The sequence below is a fragment of the Piscicoccus intestinalis NBRC 104926 genome (assembly GCF_001515525.1).
GTDB classification, from domain to species: domain Bacteria; phylum Actinomycetota; class Actinomycetes; order Actinomycetales; family Dermatophilaceae; genus Kineosphaera; species Kineosphaera intestinalis.
In genome coordinates this window covers 41,203-66,581 of record NZ_BCNQ01000001.1, presented here as the reverse complement: position 1 = coordinate 66,581, position 25,379 = coordinate 41,203, and the positions used below count along the sequence as shown (strand labels likewise).

The window sequence follows — 25,379 nt, the reverse complement described above, 5'->3', positions numbered from 1 at the left end:
ATGGACCAGTGACGAAGACCGGTATCAGGGAACGGCTGTTCGCGCTTGCACGTGCGCTGGGTGCCGACCCGACGGTCGCTGCGACGGCGCAGGCGGTCGAGAGGGCGGTGCGTGATCTGGATGAGGCGATGACTGGGCATGGTGAGCGCGTTGAGCGTCTCGTCTACAAGCCGGGCATGAACTGTCGCGAGTCGTACGAGTTTGTTGGTATGGCGTGGGAGTCTGGTCCGTTCGCGCACGAGGTGTGGCGGATGGACGAACTCGGTGGGCGCGGTGAGCCATGTGGAGTGGCGTGTCCGTCGACGGCGCTGATCCTGCCTGACGGTCAGGAGGTGTGGCCTGGTGAGACGATCGTGCGGCGCGGGGCTGCTGGCGGGTTCTCTTTCGAGGTGGAGCCGTGGGAGTGAGCAGTGCTGTCCTGGTGGCCGCCGTGACCTTCTCGGTTGCGGCGGCATCGTCGTCTCCGGGTGAGGTCGTGTCGTGGTCTGGCCCTGGCGGGTTGTCGTCGGTGTCCAGGTCGTGGGAGGCGCCGCGTGACGCCGGGTGCCGGGTGGTGTTCCTGCCTGGTGATGAGGAGCCGTCGGACGGTGACGAGGATCCGGGCGGCCTGTGGGCGTCCGGGGCGGAGCCGGGTTACACGTCGAGGATGCGTGACGCCGCCGTCGAGGCGGGCTGCGGGTTCTCGCAGCTGCGGACCCCGGATCGGGTGTCGGGCACCTGGTACAAGCAGGGTGCGCGGAACGCGGAGTGGATCCGTTCGTGGGTGTCCGCGCACACACGCCCGGGCGACCGGGTGTGGTTCGTCGGGTACTCGGGCGGCGCGCAGGAGTTCCGCTACCTGACCGCCGCGTACGCCGGGCGGATGCCGCCTGGTGGTGCGGTGCTGTTCGGCGGTGGAGGCCCCGCCGGCGGAGGCCCCGCCGCGGCTCCGGCCGGGTATCGGGTGGTGCGGGTCACCGGCACCGGCGACACGGCCGGTAACGCGTCGGACGGGTACGCCGCCCTCGCCGACGCCCGGGCGGGTCACGCCGCTGATGTCGAGGGCGGCGCGCGGGCGTCGCTCGAGACCCCTGCTGTGGATCACGGCGGGGTCATCGATCACATGGGCGCGGCCGTCGGCCGCGCACTCAAGGAGTCCCCGGCCACACGGGCCGGGGTTAGTGAAGGAGAGAGCATGATCGCAAGTGCAGTTGTGGCGGGCGCGATGGTTCTGGGTGGTGGGGCGACTGAGCCGACCCCCGCAGCGACCGAGGATGTGAAGTCCCCGGCGGCCGTGAGCCAGCAGGCGTCGGTGGGGGAGGGCACCTCGACCGGGCAGCCCACCGCTGAGGCAACGTCGGGGGTGCCGTCTGGGATCGGTGTCCCGACCGTGCCGTTCGCGCAGCCCACCCAGTCCACGCAGGAGCCGTCGGCGGATTCGACGGCTCCCGCGGCCCCCGGTCTGGCGCCGGTTACCCCGGCGAGCCCGACGCAGGTCCCGTCGCAGCAGTCGGGCGGGTTCGGTTCGTGGATCTTCCCGCTGTTCATCGGCCAGGACGGCCGCCCGACGCAGCCCACGCAGGAGCAGCAGTCGGGGTTCGCGGCGTGGTTCCAGAGCCTGTTCGGTGGCGGGCAGCCGCAGATCACGGCGCCGGCGCCGCAGGCCCCCGCGCAGGGCGTGCCGGCCCCGTCATCGGACCCGACGTTGGGTCTGGCGCTCCCGGGCACGCAGCCGACGGCCCCGTCGGAGTCGGCTACGGGCGGCGGCGAGGTCGCCGGTGACTCCCAGGACCACGACGCAGAGGAGGGTCAGGACAAGGCAGGCGAGTCCGACCAGGGCGGCGGCCAGGGTCAGGACGACGGGAAGGACAGCAAGAGCGACAGCGACAGCGGCGAGTAACCACACGCACGGCACATCGCGCGGGCCGGGACCACACCTGAGGGTCCCGGCCCGCGCACGTCTGGAAGGGAAGAACGGATGGAGGAGGAGGAGTCGTGAAGCTCCCTGAGGATCCCGGGTACGGGACGATCTGCCGCAGCCCGTACGGGAATCTGTGGGTCCGCACGGGCTGCGACGAGGAACACCCGTGGAACCCGGTCGACTCCACGGGCATGTGCATCGATGACGGGTACGTGCGGGAGAAGGGGTGGGAGGTTATCTGGTCCCCGGACGAGCCCGCCGCGCCGGAGCCTGCGCACCGCCTGGTGATCGAGGACGGGTTCGTCCTGTTCGAGTGCCATGCTCCGGCGGATGCGCTGTGCCGGGCCGTGTACGACTGCGGCTGCGAGGAGTGGTTTGCGGCCGGCGTCGAGGATGGTGTGCCGTGGCACGAGTGCGCGGGCGAGTCGTGGGAGCGGAAGGTGCGCCACTTCGGCCGGTTCGACCCGCGTGAGTGCAACGCCCGTGACTGGATCGAAGGTGACCCGATCGAGTGCCAGGCACGCGGCACGGACGGTCAGGTCGTGATCCCGGTCGATGTCGCCTGGACCGGCCACGGCGTGGAATGGAAACCGGCCAAGGGAGGCGCACGGTGAACGGCATGAAGTCGACCAGGCCGCGGCGTATCCAGCGGCGGCGGGTCAATGGGTGGCGGATGCCAGAAGGCGCCGTCTACGTCGGGCGCGGGACACGCTGGGGCAACCCGTTCCGTGTCGGGAAGACGCAGATGCGGTCACCGCGGCTCGACGGCCAGACCGGCTGGGAGCACGAGGGGCGGCTGTGCAAGACGTCCGGGGAAGGACACGCGTTCCACCACGGCGACGGGCAGGTCACGTGGCACGACATCCGGGACGCCACCGCCCAGGAGTGCGTCGACCTGTACCGGGAATGGGTAACCGCCCGTCCCGTGTCGCTCGGTTGGAGCCCTCAAGGGATGGTCGCGGAGATACGCGAGCACCTCCGTGGTCGTGACCTGGCGTGCTGGTGTCCGCTTGACGCGCCGTGTCACGCCGATGTCCTCCTGGACATCGCGAACGAGGGAGGTGTGCGATGACCGGCGATGAGCACAGGATCACGGTCACCCGGCAAGCCGTGTTCGACGCATTGGCGTCTGGCCGGTTGACGTGGTGGGGGCAGCGCGACTTGGACGGCGATCCGATGCAGCGCGGCGACACGATCGTGTTCCACCTGAGCGCAGTGAACGTCCGTGGCGAGCGGCCATCGCCGCTGCGGATGGTCGTGACCGATGCCCGGGACCTCACGGTGTCGCTCCCGATCGGCGGGTCTGAGCAGACGGGTGACGTGTTCGTGGCGCGGATCCTGTCGCTGCGGCCGGATAGTGATGGTTCCGGGTGATGGCGCGGGTTGCGTGTGCGGCGGCGGCTTCGGTCGCCGCCGCGCTCGTCTCGGCGGCCCCGGCTGCCGCGGTCGATGGTCCGAGGTGGGTGCCGGCGTTCGTGACGGCGTACACCTGGGCGGACAACACCCCGGCGGGCGGGGCGATATCGCATGGCATGTGGCACAGGGAGGCGGGCGGCACCGGCACCTACGAAGACCCGGTGACGCTCGCGGTCGGGCACGACCTGTCCACCGGGGCCGATGTGCTCGACTGGCCGGCCGGGACCCGGTTCTACGACCCGGGGCTGCGCCGGTATCTCGGGGTTGAGGACACGTGTGGTGACGGCCCGGCCCCGCAGAACGGGGCGTGTCACGTACCGGGCGAGGGCGCCGCGCCGGGAGTCACAACCCAGGTCGACGTGTGGATCGACGGCCGCGGCCTGTCGCCGGACGCGTCGGCCCGGTGCGCATCTGCGGTGACGTCGTCGCGGTGGCTGATCGTGAACCCCCAGCCCGGCTACCCGGTGGACCCCGGCGAGATCGCTGTGAGGTGCCCTAACGTGACGGGAGGACAGCAGTGACCGAACTGCATCACGCGCTCGTCGAACTGTGTGGGCTCGCGTTGTGGCCCGCGCAGGTCGCCCCTGACGTGACGGGCGCGACAGCGTTCCGGAACAGCATCGTGCACCGCGTCATCGACGGCGACACGTTGGACGTGTGGCTCATCCGCAAAGAAGACACGGGCGTGTTCACCGCTGGTCTGCGCCGCGTCCGGCTCGCGCACGTCGACACCCCAGAGTTGCGGTCAAAAGACCCGGCTGAGCGGGCCGCCGCGGCCGCGGCGCGGGACCGGGTGCTGGAGCTGGCCAGGCCGGGGCAGCTCGCGACCGTCTACGAGTACGACCGGGACAAGTACGGCCGGACCCTCGCCACCATCGAGGTCACCGGCATCGACATCGGCCAGACGCTCCTCGCCGAGGGCCTCGCGGACGCGTACGAAGGAGAAACACGATGAGGAAGATCCCGACGCTGTTTCAGCGTGACCCCGACGACCGCCGTCACGTGATCCCCGGGGAGGTGACACCAGGGTGTGAGTGGGTCCTCGCCGGTGAAGGTGTCGCGACCCGGAAGTGGGACGGCACCTGCTGTCTTCTGGACGATGCCGGGGCGTGGTGGGCGCGGCGGGAGGTTAAGCCCGGGAAGAACCCTCCGCCCGGCTGGCGCGAAGTCGACCGTGACGAGGCCACCGGGAAGCGCGTCGGCTGGGAGCCCATCGAACAGTCCGGGTTCGCCCGATGGCACGCCGAAGCACTGGAGCAATCCTCGCTGTGGGAGCCGTGGACGTACGAACTCATCGGCCCGAGGATCAACGGGAACCCGGACCGTGCCAGCTCCCACCTGCTCGTGGCACACGGCTCCCTGTTCGGTTTGGGTGCGGATCCGCTGGCCCTTCCAGCTGACGCGATTGCGGATGCTCGTCGTCTCGGCTGGGAAGGGATCGTGTGGTGGCGCGACCCGGGCGACCCGGACTGCGACAAGGCCAAGTTGAAGGTCAGAGACTTCCCGGAGGTGAACCCATCGTGATCTTGCCGTCGGAGTACCGGTGCCAGTGTGGCGCGGTCGTGTACATCGGCAACGCGGCGTGCCCCCGCTGCAGGGAACCGAACCCCGCAGCTAGTGGATAGTTCGCGTGCGGCCCGGTTTCCTGGTGGGAGGCTGGGCCGCATGTGGCGCGAAATCAACCCAGACCAGCTCGACCAGATCGGAGACGTCATGCCTCGGAGAGCACCCCGCGTCACCGCTGAACACTCGCAGGAAGCGAGTAGCTGCCGCACCATGGACGGCCGTGAATGGGTCACGTCCGATGAGATCGAGGTGCGCGTCACCTGCACGGTGGACAGAATCGGCCCGGCGACCGAGCAGCTACGTCGCGCGGTGGCTGATGTCGAACGGCAACTGTCGCAGATAGGCCAGCGCGTCCTCGTCGCCGGCCAGGACGGAGCACAGGACTCGACCGCCCGCAGTTACCCGGACCTCAAGGAGATGTCGCTGCGGGCACAGTGGGCGGCACATCGCCAGGGGCTCGCACCCGAGCCGGAGGAAGGAGCGCAGGATGAGTGATGTGAAGCGCGCACGCAAGTTCGCTGGTGCGAACAACGCACCGGAATACATGATTGTCGAGCCTCGCGCTGATGGCACGGTGCGGGTGACGGTCGCGGAGAACCAGGATCAGATGCACAGTGCCAGGTTCGAGGCGGCGTGTGTCCTCACGGCGCGGCAGATGACGAGGCTTGCGCGGCTCGTGATCAACGGAGACATCTGAGGACCAAGGGGCGAGGAGAACAGGATGAGTGAGGCCCGTCGAGAAGGATGCCGGTTCGACCACCCCGAGAAGGAACGCTATCTCGGCGCGCAGACCGGTGACATGCTGTGTCGCACGTGTGGAGAAGCGTGGCCGAAGTCGAATCCGCCTGCGGAGCCGCCGTGCGTGACGGGGGCGCGAGATGAGCGGTGAGACCAGCTGGCGTCGCGGGTCCCAGCGCAACGGAACCCGCGTTGAGCAGGATCCATCCTGGGCCTCCGCCACGGACAAGAAGGCAGCCAAGCTGTGGGGGTCCGGGTGGCGCAGAATCCACTGGTGGCCGTATGGGCCCAACGTGTGGCTGGAGTCCCGAGAAGCGTTGCTCACGTGGGCCGAGGCCACTGGTGCCAGGCCGTCACGTGGCCAGCCGTGTGGGCACTGGCTGCGGTCTGGTCGGTGCGGCGTCGCTGTGTGCCGAGAGCGATTCCGCGAGCGTCGTTGGGCAGATCACGTGACGACCTGGTTGATGCCGGAAGGTCGGAGGCTGGTCGTTTCTCAGCCGTATCTGGAAGCCGATGATGTCAGCGAGATGCTGCCCAAGGACGAGTTCAGATGCGTGGTGGACGACCGTGGAGGATGGTACGGGGCCGGGACCGTCTGGGTGGAGGTCTGGTCACGCTGAGCCCCTCTCGGCGGAACGCCGATAACGGAGATTATGTCATTACGGCCCAAACGGGGCCTCCCCCAACGCAACGACAGGAGACGAATGCACATGTCAGGTACCCGCCTCCCGTTCCCGTTCACTGGGAACAGGGACGACCCGCTTCCCGCCCCGCCGGATAAGGTTCTGAACTGGATGATCCACTGCGTCGCGTACGAAGCGGCGAAGTTCATCCTGCGCGACCTACATGAGGCTGACGAGTACCACCCGGGCTTCATGCACCCTGGCGACTCATTCGGGGATGTTCTCTGTTGGCTCTGGACTGAGCGCGACTACTTCCGTGCTGCCAATATGACGTCTGACCTACTGAGCCAGATCCGCGTTTGGACGAACCCGGTGCCTGACCCTCGGCCGACGCTTGAGCAGCTTCTCTCCGGTATCAGGTACTGCATCCATTCCGAAAGGTGGGGTTTGTCTGAATCTGGCCGTGAGGAGATCATCGCGTTCCTGCGCGCCGGAGTCCCTCCGTTCTACGGCGACAGCTACGACGAGCCGTGACCTGCGATTTGGCCCCCCGCCGTGTGCGGGGGGCCTTTTCGTGTTTACGGGCGTTCACTCCCTGGTCGTTTATGCTGGTCAGCGGCGGGGGAACGCCGTGTGTCCGGGCTGTCGGGGATCCTGATTCTTGCGTGAAGGGAACCCGTGTGACGGTCGTGTCTGTTGAGAAGCGCTGCGAACGGTCTGATCTGCCGGCGTCGATGTGTGCGCATTGCGCGGGGCATGGCGGGGTGCCGTCGATTGACGTCGCCCCCACGCCTGCTCGGCCGCCGCGGTTGCGGGTGGTGCGTGACCCCGAGGTCCCGGTCCGCCGAGCCGAACCGGCACCGGCCTCGTCGGTGCGGGTGGAGTATCCGGTGTTGTGCGCGTCCGGCCGGTGCCGCCCCGACGAGCACGGCGGCCCCCGCGAAACCGGCGGACGGTCCCACGTGTGCCCGGTCTGTGAGGACCGGGCGCGGGAGAACCTCGACGCGCTGGCGGCGGCGTGGCCTGATCTGCAGAAGCGTCTCACCGCGCTGCGGTCGCCGTGGGGCAGCGAGCCCGTCACCGGTGGCGGCTCGACCGGGATCGACTTGGACGAGCGGGTGTCGGGTACCGCGCACGCCGCGGCCGAGCTGGTCGCGTTTTACTCGCGGCTGGTGATCGCGGAGCGCGGGCACACTCCCCCGGCCGCGTCACCCTCGAGCCTGGCGAGGTGGTTGGCGCGGTCGCAGACGCCGTGGCTGTGCGCCCACCCCGACCAGGGCGTCGCCGCCTCCTACGTCGGTGATGTGGCGGACGCGTGGCGTGACGTGCGCGCCGCCGCTTACCCCGTCGGTACCAAGACCATCCGTCTCCCCCTGCGCTGCTCGAAGCTGTGCCCCGTCCCCCACGACGACGGCACGATGCCCGAACCAGACGACGACGGCGAATGGCCCGACGGGACCAGGTTCGTCCCGTGCCCCGGCGGCATGACCGCCACCATCCACCCCGACCTGCAATACGTCCCCGACCTCGTGTGCGACCTCAACCATGGGCATCGTGTCCCGCCGGCGGAGTGGCAGCGCACCGGGTGGAAGTCCGCGGCGAAGAATCAGGCCGCGACACACCGACTGTTGCAGACCGTTGACACATCCGGGGTACTTGACAGATCATCGGTACGAGTGGACACGTGACTAAGGAGGCCCCCGACCCAGCGTCGGGGGCTTTTCGCATGCCCACCCCAAGGACCGTTGGCGGGTGTCAACACCGGAAGCCGTCCCCGTGTGATCACAGCTCGTCGGGTTGCTTCCGCATATCGACCGGTGAAGGGCGACTGGGCCAACCAAAACCCGCACGGGGACGCGCGGATCCTGAAGGCCTGTAGCGGCGCACCTGCACCCGCCAACCCAAACCCGAGGAGGCCCGCGCGTGGCGAATCAGCACACGTTGACGATCCCCCTCAGCCAGGCCACGGAGCGGCAGCTTCTGGTGCACATCGCCTCACGGATGGAGACCCACATGTCCGCTATGACGGATGCCCTTGACAGGCTCGCGGAGGCGGTCGCGAAGGAGATCCGCGACATCCAGACCGACCTGCTCGCGCAGATCGACGCGTTGCAGACCGACAACGAGGCCGCGAAGACGCAGCTTCAGGAGAAGGTCGCTGAGCTGGATGGTGCGGTGGCGCGGGTGAACGCGATGTCCGACAGCCTCGACGCCAACGACGTGCAGCCGGAGCCGAGCCCGGAGCCGAGCCCGGAGGAGCCGCCGTCGGCGGACCCCACCCCCGAGCCCACCCCGGAGCCGGAGCCGACCGTCCCGCCGAACGACACGGCGACCGAGACCCCCGGCGAGCCCGTCCCCGCCCCCGACTTCCCCGAACAGCCGGGCGACACCCCGGCATGATCGCGCGCCGCGCGCGTCCACACACGCGCCGACGCGCCTCACCCAGCCCAGCACGGTTCCCCAACCAAGCGCGGGGCTAGCCAGGTGAGAGCCCGCGGAGCCGCCCACCCCTCGCAGCTCGCGGCGGGCACACACACTCCCCCCCACGGGCGCCAGCTGAGCCCAGGCAGCAGCAAGGCTGACAGCCACGTTCCAAGTGCAGCCAGCCCCGAGTTGGAGCGTCACGCCACGCTGCAACCCGACTAGGGAGGAGCGGCATGGACGGCACCGTGACCGATGTGATCACCATCCGCCGCGTCACCCACCCAACCGGGTTCGAGAAGATCACCGTCGACTGGGAAGGCGACTCCGGCCCCGCCGTGCACCTCGGGATCATCGACGTCGCCCGAGCCCAGATCCTGCGTGACTCCCTCGACGCTGGACGAGCAGGGACGGACTGCGAATGACCCCACGTCTCGGGCGCCGGGTAGAGCACGACCGCAGGTCCCTGAACTACCCCGCCGCTGCAGGCCCGGTGCGCACCGTGACGTGGCGCCGCTACGGCGCCACCCTCGACCAGGGCAACTCAAATGGATGCACGGGTCACGCCATGGCCCACGCGATCAACAGCCGCCCCGTCCACAAGACTGGCGCCCGCCTCCTGAACCACGCGGATGCGATGCGCCTCTACTCCCGCGCCACCCACCTCGACCAGTGGCCCGAAACGTACCCGCCCGACGACGACGGATCATCCGGCCTCGCCGTCGCCAAAGCCGCACGCGAAGCCGCCCACATCACCGCATACCGGTGGTGCTTCGGCCTCGACCACACCCTCGCCGCACTCTCCCTCGGTCCCGTCATGCTCGGCACCAACTGGACCACCGACATGATGCGACCCAACACAGCCGGCCTCGTGCAACCCACAGGCCAGGTCGTCGGCGGACACGAGTACCTAGCCGTCGGCGTCGACCTCCGCAGCAAGACGATCCTCTGCCAGAACTCCTGGGGCACAGCCTGGGGCCTCAAAGGCCGGTTCCGCATGACCTGGGACACCCTCGCCGAGTTGCTCGCACAGCAAGGCGACGCACTCCAACCCGCGTGAGAGTCTGCCTCGACTGCCCGCGCCTCATCCCCAACGGCTCACGCTGCCCAGCCTGCACCCGAGCCAAGGACCAAGAACGAGGAAGCCGAGAGGCACGCGGCTACGGGCACACACACCGCAGACTCAGAGCCGAGTACCAGAACCGCATGAACGCCGGAGAGCGATTCTCCTGCTGGCGATGCGGAAACCCGATCGACCCCGGTAACTGGCATCTCGGCCACACCGACAGCCAAACCGGGTGGACCGGACCCGAGCATCCCGACTGCAACATCGGAGCCGCCAACCGAAACCGGTGAAGGGGTGGGGGCCACCCCGAGCCCGCCCCAGGGCCCCCTCCTGGGCCGAGGGCTCTCCGATGTGCGGAGGGCGCAAACATTTCTGGCTGGGGGGCGCGATGCCTCTCGGTGACCTGATCGCGGTGCGATGCCGCTGAGGGAGTTAGATCATGACGAGTGGCGGTCGCCGCAACCGAAATCACAAGCCCGTGGAGGGTTCTGCGCGGTCTGATGCCCGCGGTTTCACGCTGACGGCGCTTCCTGCTGAGGGATTCCGGGGTCCGGTTCCGGATTGGCCGTTGCCGGTTCCGCTCGAGCGGGAGCTTGAGGTGTGGGAGTGGGCGTGGCGGACGCCGCAGGCGTGTGCGTGGTCGCTCCCTTCGGAGTCGTGGCGTGCGCGGACGGTTGCGTTGTGGGTGCGGGTGTCGGTGCGGTGTGAGGATGCGGACGCTCCGGCGTCGCTGTTCGCGCAGTTGCATCGGCTGGCGGATCAGGTTGGGTTGACGACGGCTGGTCTCGCGGAGATGGGTTGGAAGGTCGCGGTCGATGAGGTCGCGGCGCAGCGTTCGCAGCGGCCGGCGGTGGATCCGGTGAAGCGTGAGCGGCGTCTGCGTGCGGCGGGCGATGCACAGTGATCGTGTCGGCGCAGTCGATTTCCCAACTCTCGGGGATCTGGTAGACGGCTGGATCGAGCAGCATTGCCGCATCCCGGATGGGTTCAAGCGGCGGCGGCCGTTCAAGCAGTACGACTGGCAGTTCTGGGTTGGTGCGAATCACTACCGGGTGCGTGAGGACGCGACGTATGACCCGGATGATCCGCCGCTGAATCAGGCGTTCACGTACCGCCGGTCTGAGGTCGTGATGGCCCAGAAGGCTCTCGCGTTGGACACGCCGGTTGCGACTACCGATGGGTGGTCGACGATCGGTGATGTTCCTGTCGGTGCGTTCGTGTTTGATGAGTCGGGTCGGCCGACGCGCGTGTTGTCGAAGTCTCCGGTGTGGCGCTCGGACACGTACCGGGTGGCGTTCTCTGATGGTTCGTCGCTCGTCGCTTGCAAGGATCACCAGTGGTGGGTTGAGCGTCGGTCTCGTCGTGGTGTGAAGATCGAGCGGGTCCGCACGGAGGACTTGGTTGGGAACCTCCGCGACGGCGGCGGTGCTCACCGGTATCGGGTGCCGAACGCGAAGCCGGTGCAGTTGCCGGATGCGGAGTTGCCTGTTCCGCCGTACACGCTGGGCGCGTGGCTTGGTGACGGGTGCCGTGCTGATGGTCGGGTCGTCGGTGTCGACGATGAGGTGTTCGACCGCATCGCGGCTGACGGTTTCCGGGTGACGCGCACGTCGGTCCAGAAGCGCCGGCAGGTGCACGGCCTGATGGTGTTACTGCGAGGCGCGGGCGTGCTCGGCAACAAGCACATACCGGAGCGGTACCTGTGGGCGTCCGAGCGGCAGCGGTGGGAGTTGCTGCAGGGCCTGATGGATACCGACGGCTACGCGGATGAGCGCCAGGGGAAGTGCGAGTTCACGACGACTCTGCCGGCGTTGAGGGACGGCGTGACAGCGTTGTTGTGGTCGCTGGGCGTCAAGGTCCGTTGCTACGAGGGCGTTGCCACGTTGAATGGGGTAGCGACTGGCCCGAAGTGGCGGATTGCGTTCGCGGCGCGTTCTGACATGCCGGTGTTCTCGTTGCCGCGTAAGCAGCAGCGGTTGAAGCCTCCGGGGCGCGGGCACGGTCAGTTCCAGCATCGGCGGATTGTCGCTGTCGACCGCATTGAGACGGTACCGACGCAGTGCATCACCGTCGAGGCGGACTCGCACGTGTTCCTAGCTGGCCGGGAGTTCATCCCCACCTGCAACACCGGCAAGGGCCCGATGTCGGCGTGTTACGTCGCGGTGATGGCTGTTGGGCCGGAGTTGTTCGCTGGGTGGGCGAAGCGTGGTGACGTGTGGGATTGCGCGGACCATGGCTGCCCGTGCGGCTGGTATTGGGAGTATGAGCCGGGTGAGCCGATGGGTCGGCGGCATCCGTCGCCGTTGGTGCAGGTGTTGGCGACGTCGCAGGATCAGGTGGACAACATTTGGCGGCCGTTGACGACGATGGTCCGTTTCAACGACTCTCCGCTGCGGAATCTGTTGTTGCCGCGCGAGGAGTTCATTCGGGTCGTGGGTGAGAATCCGGACGACCCGGAGCTGGACCGGATTGACGCGGTGACGTCGGCGGCGCTGTCCCGGCTTGGTAACCCGATTTCAGCGTTCGTGCAGGACGAGCACGGCACGTACACTGCGAGCAATGGGATGATCAAGACGGCGGACACGATGCGTCGTGGCGCGGCCGGCATGGGTGGTCGTGGGATGTGCACGACGAACCCGTGGAATCCTGCGGAGGATTCGTCGGCGCAGCGGGCGTTCGAGACGAACCCGGATGATGTGTTCATCTTCTACCCGGTGCCGCCGGCGGAGTTGTCGTGGATGGATCGGCGGCAGCGGCGGCGGATCATCGAGTTCGCGTATCGGGATTCGCCGCATGTGTCGGTGGATTCGATCATGGCTGAGGCTGATGAGCTGATGGTGCATGATCCGGCGCAGGCTGAGCGGTTCTTCGGTAACCGGGTGGTGCAGGGCGCGGGGTCGTGGCTGCCTGAAGGTGTGTGGGAGTCCGCGTGGGCGGGTCATGAGGTGGGTTGATCCTCCCCCGTCTGGGGCGTCGGTGTGTGGCGGGTTCGACGGCGCGCAGACGGACGACTGGACGGCGATCAAGTTGGAGACGATCGACGGGCTGTTGTTCACCCCGAGGTATGGGCCGGATGCGCGGCCGACGATCTGGAATCCGGCGGAGTGGGGTGGCCGCACCCCCCGTGACGAGGTGCACGCGGCGTGGGACGAGATCGCCCGCACGTACCGTCTTGAGCGGGTGTACTGCGACCCTCCGTTGTGGCAGTCGGAGATCGCGTCGTGGGCGCGGAAATTCGGCGACGAGGTGTTCGTGGAGTGGCCGACGTATCGGGTTCCGCCGATGCATGCGGCGTTGGAGCGGTTCGTGACGGATCTGGGGACTGGGGCGTTGCGGCACGACGGGTGCCCGGTCACTGGGTTGCATGTTGGGAACGCTCGCAGGCTGGCCCGGCCTGGTGACCGGTACATTTTGGGGAAGCCGTCGCAGACGCAGAAGATCGACGCTGCGATGGCCGCGGCGGTGTGTCATAAGGCTGCCGCGGATGCGCGGGCTGCCGGATGGACCAGTGAGATACCGGACACGCGGGTGTTCTGTTTCCGATAACCGAGAGGGGCGCCTGTCTCGTGCTGCTGCGCGCCTCGAAACTCTCTGATGACGAGCAGGTCATCGTGTCGCGCATGTCGGGGAATCTGGGTCGTCAACGCGGCGGGCTGGACCGGCTGGACTCCTACTATGAGGGCCGTCAGCGTCTGCAGCACATGGGGATTGTCGCGCCGGATGAGCTACTGCGGTCGTTCGAGACTGTGGTGAATGTGCCGCGGATGGCTGTTGATGAGCCGACCCGCAGGCAGAAGGTGAGGGCGTTTCAGCGGCGCGGGTCGGCGGACGCTGATGCGGTGTTGCGGGAGGCGTGGGAGGCGAACAACCTCGATTCGCAGGCTCCGCTCGCGGCGAAGGATCGTGGCGTGTTCGGGCGGACGTTCGTGACGGTCGGGACGAACGAGGACGACCCTGAGCATCCGCTGGTGACGGTTGAGGATCCGCGGCAGATGACGTGCCTGGTCGACAACCGGCGGCGTCGGATGGTGGGGGCGTTGCGGAAGTGGCGGCGTGACGCGCTGTCACTGGACGCGCTGGAGACCCTGTATCTGCCGGAGCGGACGGTGTGGCTGTCGCTGCGTGAGGGCGGCTACGTCGTGGAGGACGTCGATGAGCACCGCCTGGGGCAGGTGCCGGTGGTGATGCTGCTGAACCGGCCTCGCGCGGGCCGGTGGGACGGCACGTCGGAGATGGCCGATGTGATCGGCATGACGGACGGCATCGCGCGGCTGATCACGAACATGCTCGTCGCGTCGGAGACGCACGCGGTGCCGGACAAGTGGGCGATCGGCGTGTCCCGCGGTGATTTCGTCGGTGATGACGGGAAGCCGCTGCCGACGTGGGAGACGTACTTCACGGCGATCAAGGCGACCGCGAACCAGAACGCGAAGTTCGGGCAGTTCACCGCGTCGTCGCTGGACAACTTCCACGCGTCGGTGAACAACATGCTCGCCTGGTGCGCCGCGGTGCTTGGGCTCCCGACCCGGTACGCAGGGCAGCAGTCGGTGAACCCGGCCGCTGAGGGCGCGATCCGCGCGGACGAATCACGGCTCGTGATGAACGTCGAGGCGATGAACGCGAACGACGGCGACGCGTGGGCGTGGGTCATGGCCCTGTATGAGCGGTTCCGCACCGGTGAGTGGCTGCAGTCGAACGAGATCCGCACACTCTGGGAGAACCCCGCGACCCCGACCCTGTCGGAGCGGGCCGACGCGATGATGAAGCTGAACTCGCAGGGCCTGATCTCCCGTGAGGGCGTGTGGGACGAACTCGGCTGGGACGAGGCCCGGAAGGACCGTGAGCGGGCGTATCTGGCGGCTGAGGCGCAGGACCCGGCGATTGAGCGGATCATGGCTGGCGTGACGCAGGCCGCCACGCAAACCCAGCTCGAGCGGCCGGTGGCGGGTGCTGTCGTCGGCGGTTGAGCATTACGCGACGCAGGCGCGGATCACGGCGCTTGGTCTGCTCGCGGCGCGCCGGGTACGTGATGAATCACCTGACCGGCTGTTGGCGATCATGATCGGGCTGCAGTTGGCGGCGGCGACCGAGACGTTAGCGGCGTTCGAGGCGATGCTCGCCGAGCAGGGCATCGACCCCTCCCCCGCCGCGGAGGTTCGCCCGGAGGCGCTGGTTGGGGTCGCGTCAGACGGCCGTGACCTAGGGTCGCTGCTGCAGTTGGCGGCGACTGCGGCGCAGTTCGACATGATCGTCGAGACCCAGTTGCAGGACGTTGCCCGGCAGGCCGCGGCTGTGTCACTTGGGACGCACCCGCAGGTGACCGGGTATGTGCGGATGGTCAACCCTGGCGCGTGCGGCCGGTGTGTGATCCTCGCTGGCCGCTGGTACCGGTGGAGCGACGGTTTCCAACGTCACCCGCGGTGCGCGTGCCGGCATATCCCGGCGATGGAGGACGCGGCCGGGGATTTCCGGACGGACCCGCGGGAGTACTTCGACTCGCTGACCGGGGCGGAGCAGGACGCTACGTTCGGGAAGGCCGGGGCTGAGGCGATCCGGCTGGGTGCGGACATGGGGCAGGTCGTGAACGCGCGCCGCGGCATGTCGACTGCACAGGTTAGTGCGCGTTCCGTGCTGGTGACGTCCGAAGGAACGTCGCGAGCTGGTGTTGCTGGGCGTTCCGGTGTGCGCGGGGCGCGGCTGATGCCTGAGTCGATCCTCGCGTCCGCCACGAGCCGTGACGACGCTGTCCGGCTGCTGCGCGAGTACGCGTACATCACCTAAACCACCCGCTGGCGCGACGCCGAGCGGGCTTCAACCGAGCGATTCGGAGCACAACGCATGTCTGGAAGTTCCCTCCCCTACCCGTTCGACCTGTCCGCTCCTGGCGCCGTGGATGCGCTGCTGGCGTTCCACAGGGCTGTGTTCGGCGGCGCCCGCATGGAGGCCGACGACGAGGGCGGGCAGCCCGACGAGCAGCAGGATGAGCAGAAGCCGCCTGAGAAGGAGCCGGAGTCTCGGAGCGATTCCGATGGTCTCGGTGACGCCGGGCGGAAGGCGATCGCTGCCGAGCGGAAGGCCGCTCGGGAGGAGAAGCGCCGCGCTGATGAGGCGCAGGCGCAGTTGGATGAGCTGCGCCGTCAGCAGATGACGGAGCAGGAACGCGCTGTCGCGGAACGCGACGACGCACGCAAGCAGCTCGAGGAGGCCAACGCGAGGTTGGCGGCGTTCGAGCAGGAGCGCACACGGAACGAGGTCGCCGCCGCAAAGGGCCTCTCTCTCGCGCAGGCGCGACGCCTGTCCGGGACGACCCGGGAGGAGTTCGAGGCCGACGCTGACGCCTTCAAGGCGGAGTTGGCGGCTGTCGCGGCTCCCCCGGTGCCGAAGCCTGACCCGTCCGCTGGGGCGGTCGACTCCGGCAAGCCCAGTTCGGTCGCTGACGCGATGCGCGCTTATCAGGCGCGTTCTGCGCGTAGCGGCACCTAAATCACCCGTAATTCAAAGGAAAGGGGCGATCCAGAATGCCTGGCATCGTTTCGAAGACCCTTGGTTCGGGAGACTTCCGGTGGCTTCTCCATACCCACGGGATTCGCGACGCGGTGACCACCGCGATGCTCGACGTCTCCACGTTCACCAAGGCCACTCACTACCCGGACGGGTACTTCAAGTCCGGCCTGATCGTGAACATCGCTGACCCGAAGGCCGTGAAGCCCTTCACCGGAGCAGCCGGGGAGAAGCTCGCGTTCCTCATGGGCGACCACGAGACCGATGGTGTGGAGGACCGCGCCGCCGCGTTCCTGTTCCACGGGTCGATCCGCACCGGGTTCCTCCCCGTGTCCGCCAACCTCCCGGCCGCCGCGCCGGCCGGTTTCTACTTCACGGCTGGGGTGTGATCTGAATGCCTCTGTGGACTGACATCATCACCCCGGTCGAGGCGACCGGTATCGCCCGCGCGGAGCTGCAGGCACGCGAGCAGGCGAAGGGATCGCTGTCGCGGTTCCTGCCGAACGTGTCCGTCGCGGATGACCACGTGAAGTTCATCAAGGGCGAGCACGGCCTGGTGGACGAGGCGTACTACCGGGCGTACAACGCTGCCCCGGAGATCATCTCCTCGGACGTGGTCGGCTCCACGCTGATCGAGCTGGTTGCGATGAGCAACAACCAGCCGATCGACGAGCGGACCCAGAAGGCCCTTCGGCGTCTGCCGGAGGACCAGGTTCGCAAGTCGGTCGAGTGGGCGATTCGTCGTGCGGCGTGGTCGATCGCGGACCGCAACGAGCGGACCCGCGGCCAGGTGATCCACACCGGTAAGGCTCTCGCGAACCAGCACAACTTCATCCTGAACGACGACTTCGGGCGTGACTCTGCGCTGTCGTTCACGGCTCCGGCGCTGTGGTCTGACCCGGCGACGGACCGGATGGAGCAGCTGGACACGTGGCTGGAGCTGTACGCCACGAAGAACCGCGGTGACCGCCCGGGCTGCATCGTCATGTCGGATGCCGCGTTCTCGGCGTTCGCTCGCGGCGCGCAGTTCCACACCGTCCTCGTCGGTGGCGCCACGCGCATGCCGATGGCCGGTGAGGTCAACTCGATCATCGACGCCGCAGGCTACCCGTCGATCGAGAAGTACAACCGGTCCACGAAGTCCGGTTTGGTGCTGCCGAAGGAGTGGATCTACTTCCTTCCGTCGCCGACGGACCCGTTCGACCAGGACGGCACCGAGCTGGGTGCCACGTTCTACGGGCAGACGGTCACGTCGGAGTCCCCGGAGTTCGACATCGCGCCCGGTGAGCAGCCGGGTGTCGTGGTCGGCGTGTACCGGGAGGACCGCATCCCCTACACGGTCGAGGTCATGGCGGACGCGATCACGCTGCCGGTGGCGCGTGACGCGAACCGTGCGATGGCCGTGAAGGTGCTGTGATGCCGAAGTTGACGGGCAACACGGCTGTGATGCGGCCCGACACGCTGGAGGTCGTGACCCTCGCGGAGGGCGACGATCTGCCGGAGTGGGCCGACGGGCTCGTCGGCGCTCACCTCCTCGAGGAGGAGAAGCCGAAGCGCCCGGCACGCCGGAAGACAGACGCCGACAGCGGCGACGACGACGCCAGCGAGTAGCAGCGGCGTGCGGGCGGGGGTCACGTGGTGAGTGTTGAGTTCGTGACTCCCGCCGACGTCGCCGTGTTCGTTCCCGGTATCGGGGACGAGAAGGCAGCGGCGATGATCCGGTCCATCACCGCGCGGGCTGTGGCGATCGCGCCGTGCATCGCCGGTGACGGGCTATCCACCGATCAGGCGGAGACGGTCCGGGCGATCATCCTGGACGCTGTCACCCGTTGGGCCGAGACCGGTGCCGGTGAGGTGACGACACAGACGGCCGGTCCTTTCACGCAGCGGGTCGAGCCCCGCTCGGACCGCCGGGGCGCGTTCCTGCAGTCCGAGTTCCACGATCTGCAGGGTGTCTGCGCGGCCATCGACGGCGCGCGGGATGGGGCGTTCTCGATCATGCTCGGCGGCGGGCGTCTTGCGGCTCACGCCGGTGAGGTAGCTCGAGCACGTGAAGCTGTGTCGTATAGGGACGCGGTCGCGCGTGGCTGGGTCGTTGAAGCGTGGTGGCTGGCGTGATCCCGACGCCGTGGACGATCGGGCACCGAGTGTGGTCCTCATCGGGGGAGCCGGACGCGCACGGGAATGTGGAGGATTCGTGGGCTGATCCGGTGGCGGTGGCGGTGCATGCGGTGTCGCCGCGCCTGTCGGATGAGCCGGTGGAGGCCAGGCGGCATCTTGTTGTGGAGGGCCTGACGGTGTACGCGCCGGCGGGCACGCAGGTGGGTGAGCATGACCGGGTGGTGTGGCCGTTCGTGCAGGACAACACTGGTGCTGTGCTGCTGGCTGGGGATGAGTTCGAGGTGGACGGCCCGGTCGCGGACTGGACGTCTGGGCCGTGGTCGAATCCGGTCGCGGGCGTCACGTTCGACCTGAACAGGGTGGAGGGCTGACGTGGCGGTGCGGATCAAGTTCCACGAGCGCGGGTTCGAGCAGCTGCTGCGGCACCCGAGGATCAAGGCTGATCTGCTGCGGCGGGCGGAGCGTATCCGTGACGCCGCCGGTGGTGAGGATGACGGGTTTGTGGCGGTGTCGGGTGAGGGCGCGACGCGGTCTCGTGCGGCGGTGATCGCGGCGTCGCGTGGTGCGCGGCGCGCGAACGCGAAGACCAACGTTCTGGTGCGGTCGATCGACGCCGGGCGGTGAGGGGTGGCGGCCGTGGTCGGCGCGGAGAGCGTGGACGTGGAGGCGCATGTCATTGCGTATCTGCGGCCGCTGCTGCCCGGGGCGACGGTCGCAACGAGCATCCCGAGGTCGAAGTCTGGTGAGTTGGCGTTCCCTGCGCGGATGGTTCGGGTGTCCCGCACCGGCGGTGTTCGTTGGTCGCCGGCGCATGACCGGCCGACGGTCCTCGTGGAGTGTTGGGCCGGGAAGTCGACGGATGCATGGCGTCTGTGCGCCGATGCACGGGCGGCGCTCCTCGCCCTGGACAACACCCTTGTCCAGGGCGGTGATCCGGCCGCGCCGGCGGGTGCGTGGCTGTCGCATGTGGCGGAAGGCTCCGGGCCGGTGAACTTTGAGGACCCGCGGACGACGATGCCCAGGTATCAGTTCCTGCACGAGCTGCTGGTTCGGTGTGCGGTTCGGTGAATCGTTTGGGGAGGCATCATGGCAGTGAAGTTGAGTCACCCGGTGTTCGGGTCGGTCGTGAAGGTCCCCGAGGCCGATGTCGCCAGGTGGGAGGCGCAGGGCTGGGCGCGTGTCCCGGCGTCGGGTGCGGAGCCGCCGCGAATCCTGCCGAAGCCAGGCGCGGGCCCGCGCGTCGTGGACGGACTGGAAGTCGACGCCGGTGAGTGACGTGTTCGATCGCCCCCCGCGCGGCCGTGACCGTGTGTCGACGGCGACGGCGCTGGCGATGTTCCGTGACGAACTCACCGCGCTCGGGTTCGCGGCGGAGGACGTGCGGGAGCTGGTGCTGGTCGCGTGTGAGGGCGAGATCCGCGGCGACGGGTTGAACGTGAGGAACCCCCGCACCACCTGACTTTTGTAGCAACAACTGAATACATAACCCAGGGCCGGGAAGCACTGGGAAGCGAGAAATCACCGTGGCCAATCTGGTCCAGAATGTCATCGCCGGTAAGCCGCTCGCTACCGGTGGCCTGCTGTCCGGTCCGCTGCTGTCGCCTTTGCCGACGGATACCGTCGCGGCGGTTGACGCGGCGATCGTCGGGGTCGGGTACATCTCCGAAGACGGGGTGTCCATGACCATCGGGCGCGAGACCGACAAGATCAAGGCGTGGGGTGGTGACGTCGTCAAGATCACCCAGAACGAGCACTCCGTCACGCTGCAGTACACGATGATCGAGGCCGCCCGCGCGGACGTGAACCGTGAGGTGTACGGCGAGCCGAACGTCACCGCGACCGCCGCCTCCGCCTCCTCCGGGAACCTGCTGGCGGTGCGGGTCACCGCGGAGCAGCTGCCCCACCGTGTCCGGGTCATGGAGATCAAGGACGGCGACGCCCGCATGCGGCTCGTCGCGCCGGACTCCCAGGTCACCGAGGTCGGCGACATCACCTTCCAGGACTCCTCCATCATCGGCTACCCCGTCACCGTCGAATGTTTCCCCGACGACGAGGGCGTGAAGCTCTACATCTACTCCGACGACGGGAAGAAGCTCGCCCCGTAACAAGCCGGCGTCTGGGGGTTTCCATCCCGGCCCGCCCCCAGACGCCCCATCCATCAGTGCCGGGAATCGAGTATAGGAAGGGGCCGGGATGCCCACGACGCCAGCAGGCGCGAAGAAGCCCGCGGACCGGAAGCCGAAAGCGACGGCGTCTGTCGATGACGACACCGTCACTCTCACCATCGGCGGCGACGAGTTCACGTCCAGGCCGTTGCACGACGTGTTCTCCCCGAAATGGCTGCGGCTGAACCGTCGACGGGACGAGATCGACGCCGGGTACACGATGGTCGAAGACGCGTTCGAGGGCGTGCGGGGATTCCTCGACGCGTGGGACGGGCTGTCGTTCAAGGAGCAGGCCGACTGCATCGGTGAGCTGCAGGCGGCGATGGAGACGAGCCTGGGGGAATTCATGGGCTCGTCGACCTGATCGACGAGCACCCCACCGAGGTCGAGTACGAACTGATCCGCCACGGGCAGCGGCTGCGGGACTTCCCCAACACGCGGTTCCGGTGGCGTGACCTGCTCGTGGTCCTCATGCACGCCCCGGACGATTCCCCGTTCAAGCGGGCCATGTCGGAGTGCGGACACTCCACCTCCGAGCACTTGCAGCTGCTGCTACACCACACCCTCGCGGGTGCGAACTGGCAGCGCGGGTCCGGGAAAGAGAAGGACCGCCCCAAGCTGCCGGAGTGCATGCTCCCGCCGGAGCTGCGGCCGGAGAAGAAACACCTCGGTGACGCCCGCATGAGCCTGGACGAGACCGCGGACTGGCTCGGCTGGTCACTGCCCGAAGCATCCTGACAACGACCGGGTGGGGGTGCTGGTGGCCAACGGCATCGAACTCGCCACTGCGTGGATCTCCATCGTCCCGAGCACTCAAGGGCTTCGCAAGGAAATCGCGGCGGAGATGCGCGGCGTGGAGGCCGACGCGGACCGCACCGGCCGCAACGCGGGCAAGAAGATGGGCGGCGGCATGTCCGGCGCCATGGTCGGCGTCGGGAAAAAGATCTTCGCGCCCCTGGCCGCGGCTGCCGCGACGGTCAGCCTCGGGTCGTTCTTCTCCGACGCCATCAAGGGCGCGTCCGACCTGCAGCAGTCCGTGGGCGGCGTCAACACCGTCTTCGGGAAGCAGGCGGCCGCGATCAACGCCGCGTCCGCGGCGGCGTCGAAGAACCTCGGCCTGTCGAAAAACCAGTACAACGAGCTCGCGACCACGATGGGCGCGATGCTCAAGAACCAAGGTTTCAAGGACTTCGGCGACCAGACACAAATCCTGATCAAGCGCGGCGCCGACCTCGCCGCAACGTTCGGCGGCACCACGAAGGAATCCGTCGAAGCCCTCTCCGCGGCGCTCCGCGGCGAGTACGACCCGCTCGAACGGTACGGCATCACCCTGAACGAGTCGATGATCAACGCCGAACTCGCGGCGAAGGGTCAGGACAAACTCAAGGGCGCCGCGTTGGAGCAGGCCAAGGCGCAAGCCAGGGTCTCGTTGATCATGAAGCAGTCCGCGGCGGCTCAGGGTCAGTTCGCGCGGGAAGCGGACACTTACGCCGGCAAACAGGCACGACTCGCCGCCTCGTGGGAAAACTTCAAGGCGATCGTCGGGTCCGCGTTGCTGCCTGCGATGTCGGCGCTGCTGGACGTGTTCACGGCTGTCGGTGGCGCGATGGGTGACCTGTTCGCCCGTGCCGGCGGCGGTGAGGGCGTGATGGCCCGCCTCAAGGCCGGGTTCGACGCGATCGCGCAGTCCCCGGTGGGGCGCTGGTTCACGCAGTTCGCGCAGCAGGTCGCGGCGAAGGTGTGGCCCGCGCTGCAAGGCATCGGGCAGACGATCACCGGTGACGTGCTGCCGGCGTTCGCGGCGTTCGGTCAGGCGCTGGTGAACTCCCCCATCATCCGCGGGCTGTTGGCGATCTTCGGGCCCGTGGTGATGGGCATGATCGACGGCCTTGTGCGGGTTGTTCGGGGCGCGGTGAACATCATCGGCGGCGCACTGAAGGTCCTCACGGGAATCCTCACGCTGGACTTCGGGAAGGCGTGGGAGGGTCTGGTCCAGATCGTGAAGGGCGCGTTCGATGGGATCATCGGCCTGTTGCAGGTCGGGTTCCTCGGCCGCATCGGCGCGGTGTTGAAGGGCGCAGGGGTGATCCTCGGCGCGGCGTTCAAGGGGATCTTCGGGGCCGCGAAGGGAACGATCGTAGCGTCGGTCACGGAGATGGGCCTGTCAGTCGGGCAGATCCTCGGGCGACTGTTCGGGGCAGCCGTGAAGGCCGCCGGCGTCGTCCTGACCGCGTTCCTCGCGACGTCGCAGACGGTGTGGAGCGCCGTGTCGGGAGCGGTGTCGACGGCGTGGGGCGTCATCTCGGGCGTGTTCGCGAGCTTGACGTCGTGGCTTGGCGGGCGGCTGGCGACCGGCTGGGGCCAGTTCCGAGACGCCGTGGTGACGGCCTGGTCCGGGGCGTCATCGGCGGTGTCCGCCGCCTGGTCCTACCTGTCTGGGGTGTTCACGCAGGTCGCAGCGTGGCTTGGCGGTCGGCTGGCGGCTGGCTGGGCTCAGTTCCGGTCCGCTGCCGCGACGGCCTGGTCGGCGGTGTCGGCCGCGGTCTCGGCGGCCTGGTCGGTGATGTCGCCGATCTTCACGTTCCTCGGGAACGTCCTGACCAAGGTGCTCGCGGGAGCGTGGAACGCGTACAAGACCGCAGCGACTGTCGCGCTCGCGCTCGTCGTCATCGGCGTCCAGGGCATGTGGAACGCGGCGAAGGGCATCTTCAACCTCCTCGCCGCAGCGCTCCAAGCCACGCTGGTGCCGGCGTTCAAGGCGTTCCAGACCGCGGCGACCGTCGCGTGGTCGACGGTGTCGACGGCCGTGGCGAACGCGTGGGCGCGGATGTCCGGGGTGTTCTCCACGCTCGTCGCGTGGGTCACCGGGCAACTGACCGCCGGCTGGCGGACACTGCAGGCCGCAGCGCAAACCGCCTGGTCGGCGATCACGAACGCCGTCTCCGCGGCCTGGGCTCGCCTGCTCGCGATCTTCACGCCGCTGCGCGCCTGGGCGGCGACGACCCTGACCGGCGCATGGAACCTGCTCCGCTCGGTCGCCGCGACAGCCTGGGCTGGGATCACGTCGGCGGTGTCAGCGTCGTGGGCTCGCCTGATCGCGATCTTCACGCCGCTGCGCACCTGGGCCGTGTCCACCCTCACCAGCGCATGGGCGACCCTGCGGTCCGCGACGTCGACTGCGTGGTCGGCGATCACTACGGCCGTGTCGAACGCGTACTCGCGGCTCGTCGGCTGGTTCACGCCGCTGCGCACCTGGGCGACGTCGACACTCACCGGCGCGTTCAACACGCTCCGCGCGACGATGTCGACCGTGTGGTCCGCGATCACGTCGACCATCGGCAACGCGTGGTCCCGGATCTCCACGTCGTTCACGAACTTGAAGAACGGCGTCAACAGCGTGTGGTCGTTCTTCCAGTCGGCGCAGCGCGGCATCGCGGACGTCTGGTCCCGCCTCACCGGCTCCGTGCAGGGACCGATCAACGCCACCCGCTCCTGGATCAACGCCAACCTCGTCGGGAAGATGAACTCCGCCCTCAGCGGCATCGGCGTCTCCCTGCGCGTCCCCAGGCTCGCCAAGGGCGGTTTGTGGCTCGGGCCGGGCGTCACGAAGGCCGCTAGCGGGTCCGTCCTTCCCGGGTACACGCCCGGGAGGGACGTGCACCGCTTCTGGTCCCCGACCGGGGGCCGCCTGGACCTGTCCGGTGGCGAGGCGATCATGGTCCCCGAATGGGTCCGTGCACTCGGCCCCGCCCTGATCCGGCAGATGAACGCCATCGCCCGCCGCGGCGGCGTCGGCGCCATCCGCCGCTTCTTGTTCGGCGACGGCACCCCCGGCTCCGGCGCAGGAGACACCCCCTACCTCGGGCGAACCGCGTTCGCGTCCGGCGGGATCTGGCGGCCGCGGTCGTTCGCGGGCGGCGGGATCCTCGACACCCTCAAGGGCGTCGGCGGCGCCGTGCTGGATTTCTTCGGGAACCCGTTCGGGGCGTTCGTCGGGCTCGGGAAAGCTATCCTCGGTGACCTCCCCGGAACGGCCGGGTTCGCGTGGGGCATGGCCCGCGGGTTCATCCCGAAGGTCGCGGAAGGCGTCGCCAACAAGGCCAAGTCCCTGTTGTCGTCGATGTTCGGAGGCACCGGCCCCGTAGGGAACGGCACCGCCTCCGGGAACGTCATGGGCTGGCAGAACCAGTGGAACTGGCTCCGTAACGCAGTCCCCGGCGTCCAGCTCCACTCCGCGTACCGGCCCGGAGCGATCACCGCCACCGGCAACCGCTCCTACCACTCCCGCGGCCGCGCCATCGACGTCACGCCCTCTATGGCCGTGTTCAACCGCATCAAATCTGCGTGGGGCTCACGGATCGCGGAACTCATTTACTCTCCCGCGAACGGCGGGCAGGTGTGGCACGGCCGCCCCCACATGTACACCGGCGTCACACGCGCCATGCACTGGAATCACGTGCACTGGGCGATGAAACACGGCGGCCTGTTCGATGGCGTGAAGCTGTTCGACCAGGGAGGTCTACTCCGCAAGGGCGACGTCGCGGTCCATCAGGGCATGAAGCCTGACCGGGTGTTGACGGACGCGCAGTGGAAGGCCGTGATGCGGCACCTGCCGGTGCAGCAGCACGCGGCGTCGCCGTGGGCGGCGCTGCAGGGCGGCGTGCATGTTCACGGGGACGTGTACGGCGACCCGGAGAGGTTCGCGAAGAAGACCACGACCAGACTTCGGGATGAGCTTGCGCTTGTCTCGCTCGCGGGGGTGTAGCCGCTCGTGGGTGTTCTTGTCGCGTCCCCGAAGCCGCTTCCTCCTCCGCCGGCGCCGATCCCGTGGCCGGGGGTGGCGCGGTCGACGTGGACGGCGG

The 25,379-nt window shown here is 68.3% G+C and carries 34 protein-coding genes; all 34 read left to right on the top strand.

Translation table 11 applies throughout. The features are described 5' to 3' along the window. The first annotated feature begins 8 nt into the window (after positions 1 to 8). Positions 9 to 407 (top strand): hypothetical protein, encoded by a 399-nt coding sequence (locus PINTE_RS00370; RefSeq protein ID WP_068424558.1) that lies wholly within the window; start codon positions 9 to 11, stop codon positions 405 to 407. Between the two features lie 239 nt (positions 408 to 646). Next, positions 647 to 1,879, top strand: coding sequence for a hypothetical protein (locus PINTE_RS00365; RefSeq protein ID WP_157086987.1), 1,233 nt, complete (start codon positions 647 to 649; stop codon positions 1,877 to 1,879). A gap of 212 nt (positions 1,880 to 2,091) precedes the next feature. Then, positions 2,092 to 2,514 (top strand): hypothetical protein, encoded by a 423-nt coding sequence (locus tag PINTE_RS00360; RefSeq protein ID WP_157086986.1) that lies wholly within the window; start codon positions 2,092 to 2,094, stop codon positions 2,512 to 2,514. 5 nt (positions 2,515 to 2,519) lie between these two features. Then, positions 2,520 to 2,972: a DUF4326 domain-containing protein gene (locus PINTE_RS00355; RefSeq protein ID WP_068424549.1), complete on the top strand. Its 453-nt coding sequence runs from the start codon at positions 2,520 to 2,522 to the stop codon at positions 2,970 to 2,972. After that, positions 2,969 to 3,274 carry a hypothetical protein gene (locus PINTE_RS00350; protein WP_068424546.1) on the top strand — a complete coding sequence of 102 codons (306 nt, stop codon included), beginning with the start codon at positions 2,969 to 2,971 and terminating at the stop codon, positions 3,272 to 3,274. The genes PINTE_RS00355 and PINTE_RS00350 overlap by 4 nt, the downstream gene beginning before the upstream one ends. Beyond that, positions 3,274 to 3,837 carry a hypothetical protein gene (locus tag PINTE_RS00345; RefSeq protein WP_505802758.1) on the top strand — a complete coding sequence of 188 codons (564 nt, stop codon included), beginning with the start codon at positions 3,274 to 3,276 and terminating at the stop codon, positions 3,835 to 3,837. Before PINTE_RS00350 ends, PINTE_RS00345 begins: the two co-directional genes overlap by 1 nt. After that, complete coding sequence (locus tag PINTE_RS00340) at positions 3,834 to 4,271, top strand: thermonuclease family protein (protein ID WP_068424544.1); 438 nt, start codon at positions 3,834 to 3,836, stop codon at positions 4,269 to 4,271. The genes PINTE_RS00345 and PINTE_RS00340 overlap by 4 nt, the downstream gene beginning before the upstream one ends. Continuing rightward, positions 4,268 to 4,840 carry a hypothetical protein gene (locus tag PINTE_RS00335; RefSeq protein ID WP_068424541.1) on the top strand — a complete coding sequence of 191 codons (573 nt, stop codon included), beginning with the start codon at positions 4,268 to 4,270 and terminating at the stop codon, positions 4,838 to 4,840. Before PINTE_RS00340 ends, PINTE_RS00335 begins: the two co-directional genes overlap by 4 nt. 141 nt (positions 4,841 to 4,981) lie before the next feature. Continuing rightward, positions 4,982 to 5,377 (top strand): hypothetical protein, encoded by a 396-nt coding sequence (locus tag PINTE_RS00330; RefSeq protein WP_157086985.1) that lies wholly within the window; start codon positions 4,982 to 4,984, stop codon positions 5,375 to 5,377. After that, positions 5,370 to 5,579, top strand: coding sequence for a hypothetical protein (locus tag PINTE_RS00325; protein ID WP_157086984.1), 210 nt, complete (start codon positions 5,370 to 5,372; stop codon positions 5,577 to 5,579). Before PINTE_RS00330 ends, PINTE_RS00325 begins: the two co-directional genes overlap by 8 nt. Positions 5,580 to 6,069: 490 nt before the next feature. Beyond that, entirely contained in the window at positions 6,070 to 6,240 is a 171-nt protein-coding gene (locus PINTE_RS22400) for a hypothetical protein (RefSeq protein WP_157086983.1), read from the top strand. A 90-nt stretch (positions 6,241 to 6,330) separates the two neighbouring features. Beyond that, positions 6,331 to 6,777, top strand: coding sequence for a hypothetical protein (locus PINTE_RS00320; RefSeq protein ID WP_157086982.1), 447 nt, complete (start codon positions 6,331 to 6,333; stop codon positions 6,775 to 6,777). Between the two features lie 131 nt (positions 6,778 to 6,908). Then, positions 6,909 to 7,931: a hypothetical protein gene (locus PINTE_RS00315; protein WP_157086981.1), complete on the top strand. Its 1,023-nt coding sequence runs from the start codon at positions 6,909 to 6,911 to the stop codon at positions 7,929 to 7,931. 235 nt (positions 7,932 to 8,166) lie between these two features. After that, entirely contained in the window at positions 8,167 to 8,643 is a 477-nt protein-coding gene (locus PINTE_RS22395) for a hypothetical protein (protein WP_068424523.1), read from the top strand. 257 nt (positions 8,644 to 8,900) lie between these two features. After that, complete coding sequence (locus PINTE_RS00305; RefSeq protein WP_068424520.1) at positions 8,901 to 9,089, top strand: hypothetical protein; 189 nt, start codon at positions 8,901 to 8,903, stop codon at positions 9,087 to 9,089. Continuing rightward, positions 9,086 to 9,724, top strand: a complete 639-nt coding sequence (locus PINTE_RS00300; RefSeq protein ID WP_157086980.1) for a C1 family peptidase — start codon at positions 9,086 to 9,088, stop codon at positions 9,722 to 9,724. Before PINTE_RS00305 ends, PINTE_RS00300 begins: the two co-directional genes overlap by 4 nt. A gap of 445 nt (positions 9,725 to 10,169) precedes the next feature. Continuing rightward, entirely contained in the window at positions 10,170 to 10,634 is a 465-nt protein-coding gene (locus tag PINTE_RS00295) for a hypothetical protein (RefSeq protein WP_157086979.1), read from the top strand. After that, positions 10,597 to 12,684 (top strand): LAGLIDADG family homing endonuclease, encoded by a 2,088-nt coding sequence (locus tag PINTE_RS00290; protein WP_068424510.1) that lies wholly within the window; start codon positions 10,597 to 10,599, stop codon positions 12,682 to 12,684. The genes PINTE_RS00295 and PINTE_RS00290 overlap by 38 nt, the downstream gene beginning before the upstream one ends. Before the next feature lie 73 nt (positions 12,685 to 12,757). Then, entirely contained in the window at positions 12,758 to 13,276 is a 519-nt protein-coding gene (locus PINTE_RS00285; RefSeq protein WP_217996445.1) for a phage terminase family protein, read from the top strand. 20 nt (positions 13,277 to 13,296) lie between these two features. Then, entirely contained in the window at positions 13,297 to 14,697 is a 1,401-nt protein-coding gene (locus tag PINTE_RS00280; RefSeq protein ID WP_084343045.1) for a phage portal protein, read from the top strand. Further along, positions 14,678 to 15,511, top strand: coding sequence for a VG15 protein (locus PINTE_RS00275; protein ID WP_068424502.1), 834 nt, complete (start codon positions 14,678 to 14,680; stop codon positions 15,509 to 15,511). The genes PINTE_RS00280 and PINTE_RS00275 overlap by 20 nt, the downstream gene beginning before the upstream one ends. A gap of 108 nt (positions 15,512 to 15,619) precedes the next feature. Continuing rightward, positions 15,620 to 16,213 (top strand): DUF4355 domain-containing protein, encoded by a 594-nt coding sequence (locus tag PINTE_RS00270; RefSeq protein ID WP_169798426.1) that lies wholly within the window; start codon positions 15,620 to 15,622, stop codon positions 16,211 to 16,213. Positions 16,214 to 16,248: 35 nt separating this feature from the next. Continuing rightward, complete coding sequence (locus PINTE_RS00265) at positions 16,249 to 16,620, top strand: head decoration protein (protein WP_157086978.1); 372 nt, start codon at positions 16,249 to 16,251, stop codon at positions 16,618 to 16,620. A 5-nt stretch (positions 16,621 to 16,625) separates the two neighbouring features. Then, the gene (locus PINTE_RS00260; RefSeq protein WP_068424492.1) at positions 16,626 to 17,648 is read left to right on the top strand and encodes a hypothetical protein; all 1,023 of its coding nucleotides are present in this window, start codon (positions 16,626 to 16,628) and stop codon (positions 17,646 to 17,648) included. Then, positions 17,648 to 17,842, top strand: a complete 195-nt coding sequence (locus tag PINTE_RS00255) for a hypothetical protein (RefSeq protein ID WP_068424489.1) — start codon at positions 17,648 to 17,650, stop codon at positions 17,840 to 17,842. The genes PINTE_RS00260 and PINTE_RS00255 overlap by 1 nt, the downstream gene beginning before the upstream one ends. 42 nt (positions 17,843 to 17,884) lie before the next feature. After that, the gene (locus PINTE_RS00250; protein ID WP_157086977.1) at positions 17,885 to 18,349 is read left to right on the top strand and encodes a hypothetical protein; all 465 of its coding nucleotides are present in this window, start codon (positions 17,885 to 17,887) and stop codon (positions 18,347 to 18,349) included. After that, the gene (locus PINTE_RS00245) at positions 18,346 to 18,723 is read left to right on the top strand and encodes a hypothetical protein (RefSeq protein ID WP_157086976.1); all 378 of its coding nucleotides are present in this window, start codon (positions 18,346 to 18,348) and stop codon (positions 18,721 to 18,723) included. The genes PINTE_RS00250 and PINTE_RS00245 overlap by 4 nt, the downstream gene beginning before the upstream one ends. A gap of 1 nt (position 18,724) precedes the next feature. Then, positions 18,725 to 18,976, top strand: coding sequence for a hypothetical protein (locus PINTE_RS00240; protein ID WP_068424481.1), 252 nt, complete (start codon positions 18,725 to 18,727; stop codon positions 18,974 to 18,976). A 12-nt stretch (positions 18,977 to 18,988) separates the two neighbouring features. Next, complete coding sequence (locus tag PINTE_RS00235) at positions 18,989 to 19,420, top strand: phage tail termination protein (protein ID WP_157086975.1); 432 nt, start codon at positions 18,989 to 18,991, stop codon at positions 19,418 to 19,420. Positions 19,421 to 19,661: 241 nt separating this feature from the next. After that, positions 19,662 to 19,811, top strand: a complete 150-nt coding sequence (locus PINTE_RS00225) for a hypothetical protein (protein ID WP_169798425.1) — start codon at positions 19,662 to 19,664, stop codon at positions 19,809 to 19,811. Positions 19,812 to 19,875: 64 nt separating this feature from the next. Continuing rightward, positions 19,876 to 20,457 (top strand): phage tail tube protein, encoded by a 582-nt coding sequence (locus PINTE_RS00220; RefSeq protein WP_068424465.1) that lies wholly within the window; start codon positions 19,876 to 19,878, stop codon positions 20,455 to 20,457. Between the two features lie 88 nt (positions 20,458 to 20,545). Next, the gene (locus PINTE_RS00215) at positions 20,546 to 20,881 is read left to right on the top strand and encodes a hypothetical protein (RefSeq protein WP_068424462.1); all 336 of its coding nucleotides are present in this window, start codon (positions 20,546 to 20,548) and stop codon (positions 20,879 to 20,881) included. A gap of 107 nt (positions 20,882 to 20,988) precedes the next feature. Then, entirely contained in the window at positions 20,989 to 21,255 is a 267-nt protein-coding gene (locus PINTE_RS00210; RefSeq protein WP_157086974.1) for a hypothetical protein, read from the top strand. 10 nt (positions 21,256 to 21,265) lie between these two features. Beyond that, positions 21,266 to 25,282 carry a phage tail protein gene (locus tag PINTE_RS00205; RefSeq protein WP_068424456.1) on the top strand — a complete coding sequence of 1,339 codons (4,017 nt, stop codon included), beginning with the start codon at positions 21,266 to 21,268 and terminating at the stop codon, positions 25,280 to 25,282. Positions 25,283 to 25,379 lie beyond the last annotated feature (97 nt).